The organism is Arthrobacter sp. SD1074B (assembly GCF_056780195.1).
In genome coordinates this window covers 1,107,768-1,122,904 of sequence record NZ_JBRAZT010000001.1, presented here as the reverse complement: position 1 = coordinate 1,122,904, position 15,137 = coordinate 1,107,768, and the positions used below count along the sequence as shown (strand labels likewise).

Here is a 15,137-nt window from a genome sequence, read left to right as displayed (position 1 = left end):
CTGACGCTGCCGTGGCGTTGCTGGACCTGTTCCCGAGGCACATCTTCAGCTCGCGCGGCTGGGGCCTGCTGGGAGCCGGCGTGCTGTCGCTGCTGGCCGCGCAGGTAATGGGACGCCGCGACCTGCTGGCGCTGGCGCTCCTGCTGCTGGTGCTGCCGCTGTTGTCCCTCGCCGGGACCCGTGTGCTGAAGCCGCGGTTCCGGGTCTACCGCGAATTCAGTCCCTCCCCGGTGGAGACATCGGCAACGACGACGGTCCGGCTGGCGGTGGCCCGCACCGGCCCCGGATCCGGCCAGGCACTGATGGAGGAACAACTCCCGGACCGGTTCGGACACTCCCCGGTGTTTCGCTTCCCGGCGCGGACCGCCGCCGCGGGGACCAGCCGCTACGAATACCAGCTGCGGAGCGCCAAACGCGGACAGTTCCTGATCGGACCGGTCACCGCAGAATTCAGTGACCCCTTCGGGCTCTCCGTCCACCGCCACGCGATCGACGACGGCGAGCTGCTCACGGTGACCCCCGCCGCCGTCGAACTCCCCGTCACCGGGCTGGCCGGCGCGCGCGGCAGCGACGGCGTCACCGCGACCCGGATCCGCGCCAACCCCAGCGACGACGACATCATGACCCGCGAATACCGGCACGGCGATCCGATGCGCCGGGTGCACTGGGCCGCGACAGCCCGCCACGGTGCCCTGATGGTGCGGCAGGAGGAATCCGTCACCACGCCGGAGGCCACGATCATCCTGGACCAGCGGTTCCACGCCTTTGCCCAGGGTGCCGGGTACGTCTCCGGCGGCGCCGCGGACGGGCACGAACTGGTCACCAGCGACACCTTCGAATGGGCCGTCACCGCCGCCATGTCCATCAGCACCCACCTCGGTGAACGCAACTACGCGCTGCGCTGCCTGGACCCCGCCGGCGAGCCCGCCTTCCTGAATTCGCCCTCGGCGCCGGAACCGGACGCCGACGAGTTCACCGGGGCCGGCGGCCTGCAGTCCATTGCCGAGAGCCTGGCCGCCATCGCGCTCAGCGGTCCCCGGCACGCACCGTCCGACGCCGGGCTTCAGCCTTTCGACGACCGGCTGATGGACAAGCTCTCCGCGCACCGGCTGCGCGGGCCAATCCTCGCTATCCTTGGGCGTCTCACCCCGGCGGAGGCCCGGGCGCTGGCGCCGGCGGCAGGCTTCGGCGCGAACGCCTTTGCCCTGCTGGTCTCCGACCGTCCGTCCGACGCCGGCCCGGTCCTGGAGATCCTGCGCCGCGGGGGCTGGCGCGCGGTGGTCGTCACCGCGGCAACCCCGCTGCCTGCCGCCTGGGCAGCCTTCGACCAGGGCAGTGCCACCGGGCTTCAGGCTGCGGCCGGGCTCCAGGCCGCCGCTGAGGTCCGGCGCGCCGCGGGAGGCCGGCGATGACCCTGACACCGCAGCGCAGCGTGGCCACGGAATCGTCCGCGCCCGGCCCCGGGACACCGTCCGTGCCCGGCAGCGGCGCGGGCGGGCCAGGGGCCGAACCATGGGCCATGGGGGTCGCGGTCGCGCTGGCCGTCGCCGGGGCGGCGCTGGGCCTCAACGGCGTGCTGCGCGGCTGGGCGTGGTACCCGTCGGCGCTCACCACGGTGTTCACTGTCGCGCTGGCCATGGCGGGGCTCCGTGCCCTGCGGCTGCGCGGGTTCCTGGTGGGCGCCGGCGGCTTCGTGGCACTGGCCGTCGTCCTCACGTCGACGTTCTTCCGGCAGCACAGCATCGCCGGCTTCATCCCGTCCGCGGACACCATGGCCCAGCTGCAGCGGTACCTGCGGCGGGCCAGCGAGACGGTGCTGGCCGAGAGCTCCCCGGTGGCGCCAAACGCCGGGATCGTGCTGCTGATCTGCGGGGTGCTCGGCCTGGTGGTCATCCTGGTCGACGCCCTCGCCGTCCCGCTTGCCTTGCCGGCAACCAGCGGCCTGGGAGTCCTGGCCGTCCTGGTCGTTCCCGCCATGGTCAAACCACAGAGCGTCGGTTGGCTGGGGTTCGCTGGTGCGGCGGCAGGTTACCTGATGATCCTGGCCTGCAGCCACTGGTTCCATCCGGCCTCCCGGACCCGGGTGGACACGGCACGCAACCCCGGCCAGCTCAAACGCGCCACCCTCACCGGCGCCATGGCACTGGCCCTGACGCTGCTGTTCCAGCTGGTCATCCCAGGCTTTGACCAAGGCACCTTCCCGCAAGGTTCCCGGCTGAATCCCTGGGGCCCGGCCAGCGGCCTGAACCCGATGATCAGCCTCGGCAACAACCTGCGCAGCCCCACGGGCGACGGTAGGATCACCTACGCCACCAGCGCTGCCCAGGCGCCCTACCTCCGCTCCGTCACCGTGGACAACTTCGACGGCGACGCGTGGTCCCCGGACGACCGTGACTCCAGCCGGAGGCCGGGGACCGGGCGGATCGACCAGGGTACCGACTCCGGCGTCGAGGAGCAGCTCCGGGTGGTCACGGCCGTGAACGCAGGCCAGTTCACCAGCCCCTACCTGCCGGTCCCCTACGCGCCCCAGACGGTGAGCGGCCTGAGCGGCCGGTGGAGCTGGGACCCGGCAACGCTGAGCATCAAGGGCGTGGACACCAACTCCCGCAACCAGCAGTATGTGGTGACATCGGTGGCTCCCAAGCTGAACCGGGCCGTGCTGGCGGAATCCCCGGACCGGGCGCAGGGGGTGCCGGACACGTTCACCCGGATCCCCGCCAACGTTCCGCAGATCGTGCGGCAGACCGCCGAGAACGTCACCGCGGGAAGGAGCAGCAACTACGCCAAGGCCATGGCGATTCAGAATTACCTGCGCTCCGCAGAGTTCAGCTACTCGCTCCAGTCCCCTGTGCAGGGCGGCTACGACGGCAACGGGTTGTCCGTGCTCGCGGACTTCCTGGCCCAAAAGAGCGGCTACTGCATCCATTTCTCCTCGGCCATGGCCGTGATGGCTCGGCTGGAGGGCATTCCAAGCCGGATCGCCGTCGGCTACGCCCCGGGCCGCGCCACCGGAGCCACCGTGTCGATCGCCGGCCAGGGGGCGCTGCCCGAATACGAGGTCGACGCCCGCGACGCGCATGCCTGGCCCGAACTCTACTTCCAGGGTGTGGGCTGGGTGGCCTTCGAGCCGACACCGTCCCGCGGCGTGGTGCCGGCTTATGCCACCGAGCCGGCGGCGCCCAGCGGGGCCAGCACCAACGAGAACAACGACGGTCTAATCCCCGAGAATGACCCGAAGCCCACGTCGGCCCCCGCCCCGGCCCCGCTGCCGTTGCCCTCCACCGAGGGCGGGGACGTGTCCGGCAGCCCGCTGCCGGCGCTGCTGTACGGCGGCGGCGGGGTGATGCTGGTCCTGCTGCTGCTGGCGGCCCCGGCGTTGCTCCGCGGCGGCGTCCGGCGGCGGCGGCTCAAAGCGGCCGGCACCGGCGCGGGCGGCTCCGCGGCGCCGGCCTGGGAGGAACTGCGGGACCTCGCCGCGGACTTCCGTGTCCCGCCGCACAGCAGCGAAACACCGCGGCACTTCTCGGCGCGGCTGCGTGCTTCTGCGGCGCTTGGCGAGGCGGGCGGGGTGGACGCGCCGGCCCATGCTGCGGTCGACTCCCTGACAGGCGACTACGAACGCCAGCAGTATGGCCGCCCGGACACGGACTCGCCGTTCGGTGACTCCCCGCCCGGCGACGCCGCGGCGGACAGGATCGCAGCGGTGCACGACGCGTTCCGGGCGCACGCGTCGTGGTGGACCCGGGCCCGCGCCACCTGGCTGCCGCCCTCGCTGACGGCCCGCTGGCGGAGCCGGGTGTCAACGCCGCGCGCCGCGGAGTCCTGGCCCGGGCTCCGCAGCGCCGTCCGCCGGCTCCGCCGGAACTAGCCGGCGTAGGGGTCGGCGATGCCGATGTACTGGGTGTAGAGGTATTCCTCGATCCCTTCGAGGCCGCCCTCGCGTCCCAGCCCGGACTGCTTGACTCCGCCGAACGGGGCGGCCGCGTTGGAAACGACGCCGGCGTTCAGGCCCAGCATGCCGGTCTCCAGGCGTTCGCCCATCCGGATGCCCCGGTTGAGGTCCTTGGTGAAGACGTAGGCCACCAGGCCGTATTCGGTGTTGTTGGCGAGCCGGACGGCCTCGTCCTCGGTGTCGAAGGTGATGATCGGGGCGACGGGGCCGAAGATTTCCTCGGTCAGGATCCGGGTGCCCTCGGTGACGCCCTTGAGGATCGTGGGCTGGTAGAAGTAGCCGGGGCCCTCGACGGCGGAGCCGCCGAGCACCGTGACGGCACCGGCGGACAGCGCGTCGGTGACCAGTTCGTGGACCTTGTCGCGGCTCTTGGCGTCGATCAGCGGGCCGACCTTGGAATCCGCCTCGGTGCCGCGGGCCGTCGTCATGTCCTTCATCTTCGCGGCGAACTTCTCCGCGAACTCATCGGCCACGGACTCGTGCACGATAAACCGGTTCGCGGCGGTGCAGGCCTCGCCCATATTCCGCAGCTTCGCCAGCATCGCCCCGGCCACGGCCGCGTCGACGTCGGCGTCCTCGAACACCACAAACGGCGCGTTGCCGCCAAGCTCCATCGAGGTCCGCAGCACAGTCTCCGAAGCGTCCGCCAGCAACCGCCGGCCGACCTCCGTGGAACCGGTGAAGGAGAGCTTGCGCAGCCTCGAATCCTTGATCAGCGGCCCGGTCGTGGCACCGGCGGTGGAGGTGGGGATCAGGTTCAGCACACCGGCGGGCAGGCCGGCTTCGACCATCACGGCGGCGAACAGCTGCGAGGTCAGCGGCGTCAGGTTCGCGGACTTCAGCACCATCGTGCAGCCGGCCGCGACAGCCGGGGCGACCTTGCGGGTCGCCATGGCCAGCGGGAAATTCCACGGCGTGATCAGCAGGCAGGGCCCCACCGGCTTCTTCGTCACCAGGAGCCGGGACTTGCCGTCCGGGGACACCGAGTAACGCCCGAACGCACGAACGGCCTCCTCGGAGAACCAGCGCAGGAACTCCGCCCCGTACGTCACTTCACCCCGGGCCTCGGCCAGCGGCTTGCCCATCTCCAGGGTCATCAGCAGCGCGAAGTCCTCAGCCCGTTCAGTGACGAGCCCGAAGGCCCGGCGCAGGATCTCGCCGCGCTCCCGCGGCGGGACCTTGGCCCAGGACTCCTGCGCCGCGGCGGCAGCATCCAGGGCGGCAGCACCATCCTCCGGACCGGCGTCCGCAAGGCTCAGCAGGACCTTACCGGTCGCGGGATCCTCGACGTCGAACGTCTTGCCGGACGCGGCCGGACGCCACTGCCCGTCAATCAGCAGGCCTGTCGGCACGGTGGCCAGCAGCGCGGCCTCACGCTCCGCGGTAACGGTGGGCTGGGCAGTTACAGTCACGATGACTCCCTCGTCGGCAATGGGTTGGAAAAATCTCTGAGCGGCGCCCGCACCGGCGTGCGCCGCGGGGCTGGGCTACTGCCACGGTACTGCCGGATTCTCCGGAGTGTCTACGCTTGCGCGCACTAGCCCCCGCCGGCTTTGCTGTGCAGCTGCACAAGGGAGTTCCGCGTTCCGCCGCGGCCTCGGAGTCCGGGTCAGCGCGCGGCGAGCACCGCCGAATACAGTTCGCGTTTGCTGACCCGGGCGTCCTCCGCGACGGCGGCGACGGCTTCCTTGAGCCGGATGCCCTGGGCGATCAGCGCGTTCACGGCAGCGACCTGGTCTTCCGGTTTGCCGGGCTCCCGTTCCGGCGCTCCGCCCACGACGACGGCGATCTCGCCCCGGACCTCATTCGCTTCGGTCCATTCGAGGAGGTCGCGCAGGGTTCCGCGGATGACCTCCTCGTAGGTCTTGGTGAGCTCCCGGCAGACGGCCACACGGCGGTCGGCGCCGAAGCGTTCGTGCAGGGCACGGAGCATGGGCTGCAGCCGGTGCGGGGCCTCGAAGAACACCATGGTGCGTCGTTCGGCGTCGAGTTCCGCGAGCCGGGAGGCGCGTTCACCGGCTTTGCGCGGCAGGAATCCCTCGAAGCAGAAGCGGTCGGTCGGCAGGCCGGAGAGGGCGAGCGCGGTCAGCACGGCCGAGGGGCCGGGGACGGCGGTGACGGTGAGGCCGGCGGCGACGGCGCCCTCCACCAGGCGGAAGCCCGGGTCCGAGACCGAGGGCATGCCGGCATCGGTCACCATCACCAGCGTCTTCCCGGACCGCACCTGGTCCAGGAGCTCGCCGGTCTTCGCCGCCTCGTTGTGTTCGTGGTAGCTGATCACCCGGCCGGCCACGGTGATGCCGAGGCTTTGCACCAGCCGGTGCAGCCGCCGGGTGTCCTCGGCGGCGACGATGTCAGCCGTCTCCAGGAGTCCGATCAGCCGGGCGGAGGCGTCGCCGACGTTGCCGATCGGCGTGGCGGCCAGCACGATCCGGCCCGGACCGGCGGCTGTCCCCGTTGCCGGGGCGGTGTCGGCGGCGGCAGGGGCCGGTGAAGTACTCGGTGACGTGCGCTGTTCTGGATCCACCCCACCAGCCTACTGCCGGGGCGGCGCGCGGGACCGACGATCACGGCCGCAAAAGGTAGCATGGCAACGTGACGCAGACCCCGATGCGGCCTGCCGAGGCCGGTTCAGCCGCGTCGGTGCCCGCCGATGCCAGCCCGGACAGCCCCCGCCCCGCCGGCAGAGCCGGCACACCGGACCCTGCTGGTGGCGGGCGCAACCTCGAGGGGCACCGCTGGATCAGCCGCCCCGCAGAGGCGTTCACCGCCGAGGCGCTGACAGAGCGGCTGGTCGGCAACATCCGCGGCTGGCGCGATTATCCGCCGTCGCTGCGCCTCTGGTTCTGGCTCATCCCCGCCCTCACCGCGCTGCTCGGCGGCATCCTGCGCTTTGTCCGGCTGGATTCCCCGCACAACCTGGTGTTCGACGAAACCTATTACGTCAAGGACGCGTACTCCCTCCTGGTCAGCGGCTATGAGCGCGCCTGGCCGGACAAGGCCAACGATTCCTTCATCGCAGGCAACCCCGGGGTGCTGCTGGACGGCCCGGAGTACGTAGTCCACCCGCCGGTCGGCAAGTGGATGATCGCCGCCGGCATGTGGCTCTTCGGCCCGGAAAACCCCTTCGGCTGGCGCTTCGGCGCGGCCCTGACAGGCACCCTCTCCATCTTCCTGCTCGCCCTGATCGCGCAAAAGCTCTTCCGCTCGCTCACCCTGGGCGCGGTGGCCGGGGTGCTGCTGGCGGTGGACGGGCACCACCTCGTGATGTCCCGCACCTCGCTGCTGGACATCTTCCTGATGTTCTGGATCCTTGCCGCCTTCGGTGCGCTGCTGATGGACCGCGACGACGGCCGGCGCCGGCTCGCGGCCCGGCTCGGCAGGCAGGCGGCCGCCTCCGCGGACGGCCGGCCGTCCCGGTTGCAGCTCGCCGCCGGACCGTGGCTGGGGATCCGCTGGTGGCGGCTGGCCGCCGGCGTCTGCCTCGGCCTGGCGGTCGGAACCAAGTGGTCCGCCCTGTTCTTCCTGGCCGGCTTCGGGCTGATGACGGTGCTCTGGGACCTGAGCGCGCGCCGGATCGCCGGCGTCCACGGCTGGATCACCGGCGGCATCCTCAAGGACGGCATCGGCGCCTTCCTGAGCATCGTCCCGGTCGCCGCCCTGGTCTACCTGGCCACCTGGGCCGGCTGGTTCCGCTCCAGCAACGCATATTTCCGGCACTGGGCCGAGACCAACCCCTCGGCGGAATGGGGCTGGCTGCCCGATTCGCTCCGTTCGCTGGCCCACTACCACCTCGAGGCCTACAAGTTCCATCAGGGCCTCAGCGCCGAGCACCCCTACGAGGCGAGCGCCTGGAGCTGGCTGGTGATGGGTCGGCCCACCTCGTTCTTCTACGAATCATCCAAGCAGGGCACCGCAGGCTGCGAGCTGCCCAGCTGCACCTCGGCCATCCTCTCGGTCGGCAACCCGCTGATCTGGTGGAGCGCGGCGGCATGCCTGGGCATCCTGCTCTTCTGGTGGGCCGGCCGCCGGGACTGGCGGGCCGGGGCCATCCTGGCCGGCGTTGGTGCCGGCTACCTGCCCTGGTTCATGTACCCGGAACGCACCATGTTCTTCTTCTACGCTGTCTCCTTCGAACCGTTCCTGGTGCTCGCCCTGGTGTACTGCCTGGGGCTGGTCCTGGGCCGGAGCAGCGACCCGCTCTGGCGGCGGCGCTCCGGCCTCTACCTCGTCGCGGTGTTCGTCGTCGCGGCCGTATTGCTCTCGGCCTTCTTCTACCCGGTCTGGACCGCGGAGCTGATTTCGTACCAGGACTGGCGGCTGCGGATGTGGATGCCGTCCTGGATCTAGGGCAGGATAACTATCGGAGCCCGCGTCCGCCGGGCCGGGGACCGGAACGGGAGACGTGGTTGTGAGAGAAGCTAGCACCGGACTGCTCGTCGAGCTGGACCCCGCGAGCAACGTGACGGACCTGCTGCTGGAGCAGCACGACAAGGACCCGGTACACGCCCTCTACTCCCGCAAAGGCCCCTCCGGCTGGACCGACGTTCCGGCCCGGCAGTTCCTGGATCAGGTCAAGGCCCTGGCCCGGGGCCTGATCGCCGGCGGCCTCACGCCGGGTGAGACGGTCGCCGTCATGTCCGCCACCCGGTACGAATGGACCGTGGTGGACTTCGCCATCTGGTTCGCCGGCGGCGTCACCGTCCCCATCTACGAAACCTCCTCCGGCAGCCAGGTCGAATGGATCCTGCACGACTCCGGCGCCCGCCGCGTCTTCGTCGAAGACCAGGTGAAGGCCACGCTGGTCCAGGGCGTCCTGGACGGCTCCGGCCTGCTGGCCGGCCGGGTGCTCGGCGTCGTCCGGATGGACTACGACGGCGCCGCCCCGAACCTCGCCAGCCTCGCGGCGGCCGGCGCCGGGGTTGGCGACGCCGAACTGGAACGGCAGCGCTCCGCTGCCGGCCTTGCCGACGTGGCTTCGCTCGTCTACACCTCGGGCACCACCGGACGGCCCAAGGGGTGCGAAATCACGCACGGCAACTTCGCTCTCGTCGCGAAGAACATCGTGCGCTTCCTGCCGGAAATCCTGCTCCAGCCACACACCCGCACTCTGATGTTCCTCCCGCTGGCGCACGTGCTGGCCCGCGCCGTCCAGGTGATCTGCCTGACCGCCGGCACCACGCTGGGCCACACCTCCAACGCCAAGGACCTGCTGGAGGATCTTGGCACCTTCCAGCCCACCTTCCTGCTGGTGGTGCCCCGGATCTTTGAGAAGGTGTACGCCGGAGCCGAGCACAAAGCCGCGCTGGCCGGCAAGGACCGTCTCTTCCAGGCGGCTGCCGCCGTCGCGATCGACTACTCCAAAGCCCTTGATGCTGCGGCCCGCGGCGAGGGCGCCGGCCCCGGCTGGGTGCTGCGTGCCAAGCACGCCGTCTTCGACCGGCTGCTGTACCCGAAACTGCGGCAGGCGTTCGGCGGCAGCCTCGGCTACACCGTCTCCGGGGCGAGCCCGCTCAGTTCCCACGACGCGCACTTCTTCCGCGGCGCCGGCGTGCCCGTCCTAGAAGGCTACGGCCTGACCGAGACCACGGCGCCGTGCACCGCCAACACACCGACCCGCACCAAGGTAGGCACCGTGGGCATCCCGGTGCCGGGCACCACCATCAGGATTGCCGACGACGGCGAGATCCTGGTCAAGGGCATCGGCGTGTTCAAGGGCTACCACGCCAACGCGGCAGCCAACGCGGAAGCGTTCGTGGACGGGTTTTTCCGCACCGGCGACCTCGGCTCCCTCGATGCGGACGGTTTCCTCACCATCACAGGGCGGAAGAAGGACCTGCTGGTCACCGCTGGCGGGAAGAACGTGGCGCCCGGACCGCTGGAGGAGAAGATCCGCGAGCACCAGCTGGTGGCGCAGGCGGTGGTGGTCGGTGACGGGCGGCCGTTCGTCTCGGCATTGGTCAACCTGGATCCGGAAGGCCTGGAGAACTGGTGCGCCGCGCAGCGTGTTCCCGTGATGGGGGCCGCCGAGGCGGCGTCCAACGAACAGGTGCGAGCGGCCATCCAGGCAGCCGTCGACGCGGCCAATACCCTGGTGTCCAAGGCCGAGTCGATCCGCAGCTTCGTGGTGCTCGACGCCGATTTCACGATCGAGTCCGGGCATCTGACGCCGTCCCTCAAGCTCAAGCGCTCCGCCGTCGTGCGCGACTTCGAGGCGCAGATCAATCGGATCTACGGCTAAGGCCGGCACTTCCCGGGCGGCACACGCAAAAGCGGCCGGCACCGTAGTGCCGGCCGCTTTTTGCTGTGCCGTTCCTAGTTTGAGTTCTGCTGTTTCGGGTCCGGCTGCTTCTGCTCCGGCTTCGGATCCTGCGCCGCCCCGGTCCCGGTGTCCGCGCCGCTGCCGGCCGGGCTGTCCGGGGCGCCGTTACGGTTGCGCTTGAAGCGGCGGCCCTTGGGCTCGGCCGGGTCCGCTGCGCTGTCCGCGCTGTCCGCGGGATCTGAAGCGTCCGAGCTGTCTTCGGCGGCCGTGGCAGCACTCCGCCGGGGCGGCAGTCCGCGGCGTTTGCGCGTCGGCCAGGTAAGGATCAGGGTGAGGAGGGCGGCGAGGAGGACGAGGGCGCCGATCACGATCCCGGCGTCCACCCAGAACTGGCCGGGGAACAGCCGGATCAGCGTGTCCTCCAGGGAGAAGGTCCAGGTGCCGTTGGCAAAGAAGATCCGGTGAAACTCGGTGAAGAACTGTTCCCAGCCCAGCACCGCGAGCACACCGAGGCCGACAATGATCACCAGCGTGACGATCGACCCGGAGAACAGTCCGCGGCGGACTCCCCCGGTGCTGCGGCGGCGCAGGTAGAGGATGGCGACCAGGCTGAGCAGGATGAGCAGGGCACCAGCGCCGAAAGCGGACAGAATGACGAGCTTGACGTCGGCCATGTGGCTGACCTCGCCTTGCTTGAACAGTGGTTCCCCGGCGCGGTTGACGAGCTCGCCGAGGTAACGCGGACCGGACCAGTTGCTCAGGTAGTCCACCGCGTAGGAACCGTAGGTCATCCGGTCGTCGGTGCTGAAGCCGTAGCCGTCCCCCGGGAAGCCCGGGCGGTTGTACTCGACCCAAAGGAACAGCGGGCTGGTCACGGCGCGGACCGCCAGGACCAGCAGGATGACCGGGTAGCAGATCGCGAGCAGGACCTGCATCGCCCGGGGGGCGACGGGCTTGGCGTTGGCGGCATGTTCCCGCTCGGCATTGCGCCGCTCCACCTCTTCCTGGGGCGGGCGGACCTGCAGTGCGGACGTGGGCAGTGACTCGTTGAAGTGGTCCCCTGCGGCCCCGGCCGGCCCCTCGGTTGCGGCTGTACCGGTTGCGGTGGTCGCGCCCGCGGTGCCGGCTGCGCCGGCGTCGGCGGCCTTCCGCTCGGCGCGGCGGCCCTGGCGTTCGCCCGCGATCGGGGTCCCTGCGGGCTCCACCGGTCCGGGCGCTGTGCTCCCCGCCGCGGCGTCCGGGGCCGTAACGCCCGGCTCAGCGTCCGGCGTCGGGCTGGTCCGCCCAGCGTCCGGGCTCCCGGAGGCGGCGTCCGCCCGCTTGCCCGCGGCGGCCGGCTTCATCCACTCGAAAGCGGGCTCGCCGGCGTCATCGGCAGGGTCCAGGTTCGGATCCTGCCGGTTCGGAGGGGTGGGGCTTTTTTCCGTCACTGCAGCTTCACTTCCGTAGGCTTCCGCGCCGCCGTGCCTTGGGCCAGGCAGCGCCACATCTCTGACTCCGAGCCTACCGTCAGGGCCTCAACCCCGGCGAGGTGCCACCCCGTGGCCCGCCGATTCAGGCGGAAATTTCGGCGTAACCGGCATCAGGGCCGTCTAGGTCCCCGCTGGCGCCGGCACGGTGGGCCATGCCGCCGAACCTCAGGACGTAGCCCCAGTAGGCGGCGAGGACCGCTGCGCCGATGGTGATCTTGGCCCAGACCGGTAGATCGCTGGGCGTCACGAAGCCTTCGACCACGCCCGACACCAGCAGCACCAGGACGAGTCCAAGGGCCACCGTGATGAGCGAGCGGCCCTCCGCGGCGAGTGCCTGCGAGCGTCTGCGCGGCCCCGGGGCCACAACGGCCCAAAAGATCCGCAGCCCCGCCGCGCCGGCCACAAAGACGGCCGTCAGTTCCATCAGTCCGTGCGGCAGGATGTAGCTGAAGAACACGTCGAGTTTCCCGGCTCCGGCGAAGACCCCGGCGGCGACGCCGACACCCTGGGCGTTGCCGATCAGGATCATCGGGACCCAGAATCCCGTAATGCCCAGGGCCACGGCCTGCGCGGCGATCCAGGCATTGTTGGTCCAGACCAGCCCGGCGAAGGATGCGGCGGGGTTCTCGGAGTAGTAGTTGACGAAGTCCTGCTCCACGTAGCTGCGGACTGCGGCGTCGGAGCCCAGGGCGCGCAGGGCCTCCGGGGAGTTGCCGATCCAGACGGCGTACGCGGCGGCGACCAGGCAGAACGCGAGCCCGCAGCAGAGCGTCAGCCAGCGGATCCGGTACAAGGCCGCGGGCAGGGCGATGACGAAGAACCGGGCGAGGTCCTCCATAGAGTTGGACCGCGCCCCGGTGAACCTGGTCCGGGCCTGCGCGAGGCTGGCCGACAGCGCCGCCGAGAGGCCGCTCTCGGGCGCCACGGAGCGCAGCAGCGAGAGGTCCGCCGACGCGCTCTGGTAGAGCCGCAGCAGCTCGTCCGCGTCGGGGCCGCTGAGCCTGCGCTGGTGCGCCAGCGCGTGCAGCCGCGCCCACTTCTCCCCGTTCACCAGGGAGAACGCCTCGATGTCCACGGCACCACCCTAGCCCCACCACCCGCGCGAACGGGCACTTGCGGCCCCCGCCACCGCGCGAACGGGCACTTGCGGCCCCCGCCACCGCGCGAACGGGCACTTGCGGCCCCCGCCACCGCGCGAACGGGCACTTGCGGCCCTGGTCGCGCGGCAAAAGAGGGCCCCAAGTGTCCGTTCGCGCTCAGGACCGGTGCGGGATGCTGGCTAGACTGTGCCTCACTGGCACGGAAGCGGGGGGTCCGGTTTGAGTTCCATCATCACAGGCGAGGCCGTCGTCCTGGAGTTGCGTGCGGCATCGTTCGCCGCCCGGGCGCTGGGCCTGCTGCTGGACGTGCTGGTACACGGTGCCGCATTGTGGGGCCTTCTCGCGATGGTCGGCGCCGCCGCCGCCGAGCTGGACGGCGCTGCGCTGGGCGCCCTGGTTACCGTCACCGTCGTCTTCAGCTTTGTGGTCCTGCCCGTAACGGTGGAGACTCTCAGCCGCGGCCTGTCCCTGGGCAAGCTGGCCGCCGGGCTGCGCATTGTGCGCGACGACGGCGGTGCCATCCGCTTTCGGCACGCCCTGATCCGGGGCCTGATCGGTTTCCTCGAAATTTACGCGACGCTGGGCGGACTGGCGGTCGCCGTCGCCCTGTTCAACGGAAAGTCCAAGCGGCTCGGCGACCTGGTGGCCGGCACGTACGCGCTCCGGCGCCGGGTGCGGGCCGAGGCACCGGTGATGCACAGCGTCCCGTTCCAGCTGCAGCCCTGGGTGTCCCTGGCGGATATCGGCCGGATCCCGGACGCCGGTGCCCGCCGCGCCTCGCTCTTTCTCCGCCAGGCCGGGCGCATGGCACCCGCTTCGAGGGCGGAAATGGCGCAATCGCTGGCCACGGAGCTTGCGGCGCACGTCGCTCCCCCGCCGCCGGCCGGAACCGGACCGGAGGAGTACCTGGCCGCGGTGCTCGGCGAGCGGAGCCGCCGCGAACTGGACCGGCTGCGGCTCGCCCGGGAACGCAGCGCCCGGCTCGGCGCACGGCTGGGCCGGCTGCCACACCAACGGGAACACTGACGGCTGACTTGGGGGCCGGGAGCGTACTCAACGCTGGGCGTACTGGGCCCAGGGGATATTCCAATCGCCGAAGCCTTCCAGCGGCTCCACCGGCGCTGCGCCGGTGTTCAGGGTCTGCACAATGTCCCCGGTTTTCATGTTGCTGAAGAACCACTGGGCGTCCGCCGGGAGCAGCCCGACGCAGCCGTGCGAGACGTTGAACCTGCCCACCGCACCCCACGCGGATTCCAGTGCCTGGTGCACGTAGACGCCCGACGTCGTCAGCCGGTTGGCATACTCCACGGTCAGCGGCGGGTAGTAGCCTTTGTCGCCGGGTTTAAGGCCGATGCTGCCGGCGTTGAACTTGGAACGGCGCTCCTGCTCCATAATGACCGCGTAGCCGGAGGGCGAAAGCCAGTCCTCGCCGCCGAGGGTGACCGGCGCGGTTTTGACCAGCTGCCCGTCAAAGTAGACCTTCATGGTTTTCGTCACGTCATCCACGACGGCGATGCGCTGCGGCCCCACCGTGAAGGACACCGGGACATTCGAGTTGCCGACCATGCCGTTGCCGAAGTCGACGCCGAACAGTTTCAGGTCCACGGTGATCCGGCTGTTGGCCGCCCAGAACTTTTCCGGCCGGATCCGCACGCGGCGGTCCGAGTACCAGCGCCAGGCGACGGCCTGGCCGGAGGAGACCTTGACCGTGACGGCCTTCTCCATGGCCGCCTTGTTGAGCACCGGCTCGCTGAAGACGATTTCTACGGGCTGCCCGGCGCCGATCGTGCTTCCGTTGAGCGGATAGACGGCGGCGTCCGCCTCGTTGGCCGTGCCGACCGTCGTGAAGCTTCGGTCCTGCCTCGTCTCCCTGCCGGCACCGTCAACAATCGTGAAGCTGTACCGGTACCGGGTGTTGAACGCGAGCGGGTCCCCGGCGGTCCAGGTGGAACCGTCCGCACTGATGCTCCCGGCAACGGGGTCGCCACCGGCTTCGGGCTGCAACAGCACGTCCTTGACCAGCCCGTTGACGGCCTTGACCGAGGGCAGCGCAGCCGGGTTGACGTCCGTGGCACCGTCCAGCGGTGTCACCCCGAGTTCGACGGCTTTCGCGACGGGCGCGGCCAGGCCCGGGACGTTGCGCATCGGCGACGCCGACTCCGAGGGCAGGTCGCTGTCCGCCCAGACCGGGCCCGTGGCGACGCCGATCCCGCCGGCGCCGATGGCAAGGCAGATCCCGGCCACGGCCAGCATCTTCCCGGTACTCTTCCCGCCGCTCCTACCGGTGCTCATCGGCTCGTCCATCCGGCGTCCCCCCACAACCCTGTCCCCCAACTACAATTCTCCGCGGC

10 protein-coding genes are annotated in these 15,137 nt (G+C 70.6%); 5 read left to right on the top strand and 5 right to left on the bottom strand.

Annotated features, from left to right (window positions below; all coding sequences use genetic code 11):
• Positions 1-11: 11 nt before the first annotated feature.
• On the top strand, positions 12-1,412 hold the full coding sequence (locus ACUYM2_RS05345; protein ID WP_481599131.1) for a DUF58 domain-containing protein: 1,401 nt from the start codon (positions 12-14) through the stop codon (positions 1,410-1,412).
• Positions 1,409-3,868 carry a transglutaminase TgpA family protein gene (locus ACUYM2_RS05340; RefSeq protein ID WP_481599130.1) on the top strand — a complete coding sequence of 820 codons (2,460 nt, stop codon included), beginning with the start codon at positions 1,409-1,411 and terminating at the stop codon, positions 3,866-3,868. Before ACUYM2_RS05345 ends, ACUYM2_RS05340 begins: the two co-directional genes overlap by 4 nt.
• On the opposite strand, the gene ACUYM2_RS05335 is transcribed toward ACUYM2_RS05340, so the two are convergent.
• Positions 3,865-5,364 carry an NAD-dependent succinate-semialdehyde dehydrogenase gene (locus tag ACUYM2_RS05335; protein WP_481599129.1) on the bottom strand — a complete coding sequence of 500 codons (1,500 nt, stop codon included), beginning with the start codon at positions 5,362-5,364 and terminating at the stop codon, positions 3,865-3,867. The genes ACUYM2_RS05340 and ACUYM2_RS05335 overlap by 4 nt on opposite strands.
• 197 nt (positions 5,365-5,561) lie before the next feature.
• Positions 5,562-6,479, bottom strand: a complete 918-nt coding sequence (gene rsmI, locus ACUYM2_RS05330; protein WP_481599128.1) for a 16S rRNA (cytidine(1402)-2'-O)-methyltransferase — start codon at positions 6,477-6,479, stop codon at positions 5,562-5,564.
• Positions 6,480-6,547: 68 nt separating this feature from the next.
• Between rsmI and ACUYM2_RS05325 the strand changes: the two genes are divergently transcribed.
• Both ACUYM2_RS05325 and ACUYM2_RS05320 read left to right on the top strand, forming a co-directional pair.
• Entirely contained in the window at positions 6,548-8,302 is a 1,755-nt protein-coding gene (locus ACUYM2_RS05325) for a dolichyl-phosphate-mannose--protein mannosyltransferase (RefSeq protein ID WP_481599127.1), read from the top strand.
• A 61-nt stretch (positions 8,303-8,363) separates the two neighbouring features.
• Positions 8,364-10,193 (top strand): AMP-dependent synthetase/ligase, encoded by a 1,830-nt coding sequence (locus tag ACUYM2_RS05320; protein WP_481599126.1) that lies wholly within the window; start codon positions 8,364-8,366, stop codon positions 10,191-10,193.
• A gap of 74 nt (positions 10,194-10,267) precedes the next feature.
• Here the strand turns inward: ACUYM2_RS05320 and ACUYM2_RS05315 are convergent, their stop codons facing one another.
• Positions 10,268-11,644, bottom strand: a complete 1,377-nt coding sequence (locus tag ACUYM2_RS05315; protein WP_481599125.1) for a TIGR01906 family membrane protein — start codon at positions 11,642-11,644, stop codon at positions 10,268-10,270.
• Positions 11,645-11,768: 124 nt separating this feature from the next.
• Positions 11,769-12,761, bottom strand: coding sequence for a stage II sporulation protein M (locus ACUYM2_RS05310; RefSeq protein ID WP_481599124.1), 993 nt, complete (start codon positions 12,759-12,761; stop codon positions 11,769-11,771).
• A gap of 244 nt (positions 12,762-13,005) precedes the next feature.
• Here ACUYM2_RS05310 and ACUYM2_RS05305 point away from each other — a divergent pair, with 244 nt between their 5' ends.
• Positions 13,006-13,812: an RDD family protein gene (locus ACUYM2_RS05305; protein WP_481599123.1), complete on the top strand. Its 807-nt coding sequence runs from the start codon at positions 13,006-13,008 to the stop codon at positions 13,810-13,812.
• Between the two features lie 27 nt (positions 13,813-13,839).
• Here ACUYM2_RS05305 and ACUYM2_RS05300 read toward each other — a convergent pair whose 3' ends face one another.
• Positions 13,840-15,078, bottom strand: coding sequence for a L,D-transpeptidase (locus tag ACUYM2_RS05300; protein ID WP_481599122.1), 1,239 nt, complete (start codon positions 15,076-15,078; stop codon positions 13,840-13,842).
• Positions 15,079-15,137 lie beyond the last annotated feature (59 nt).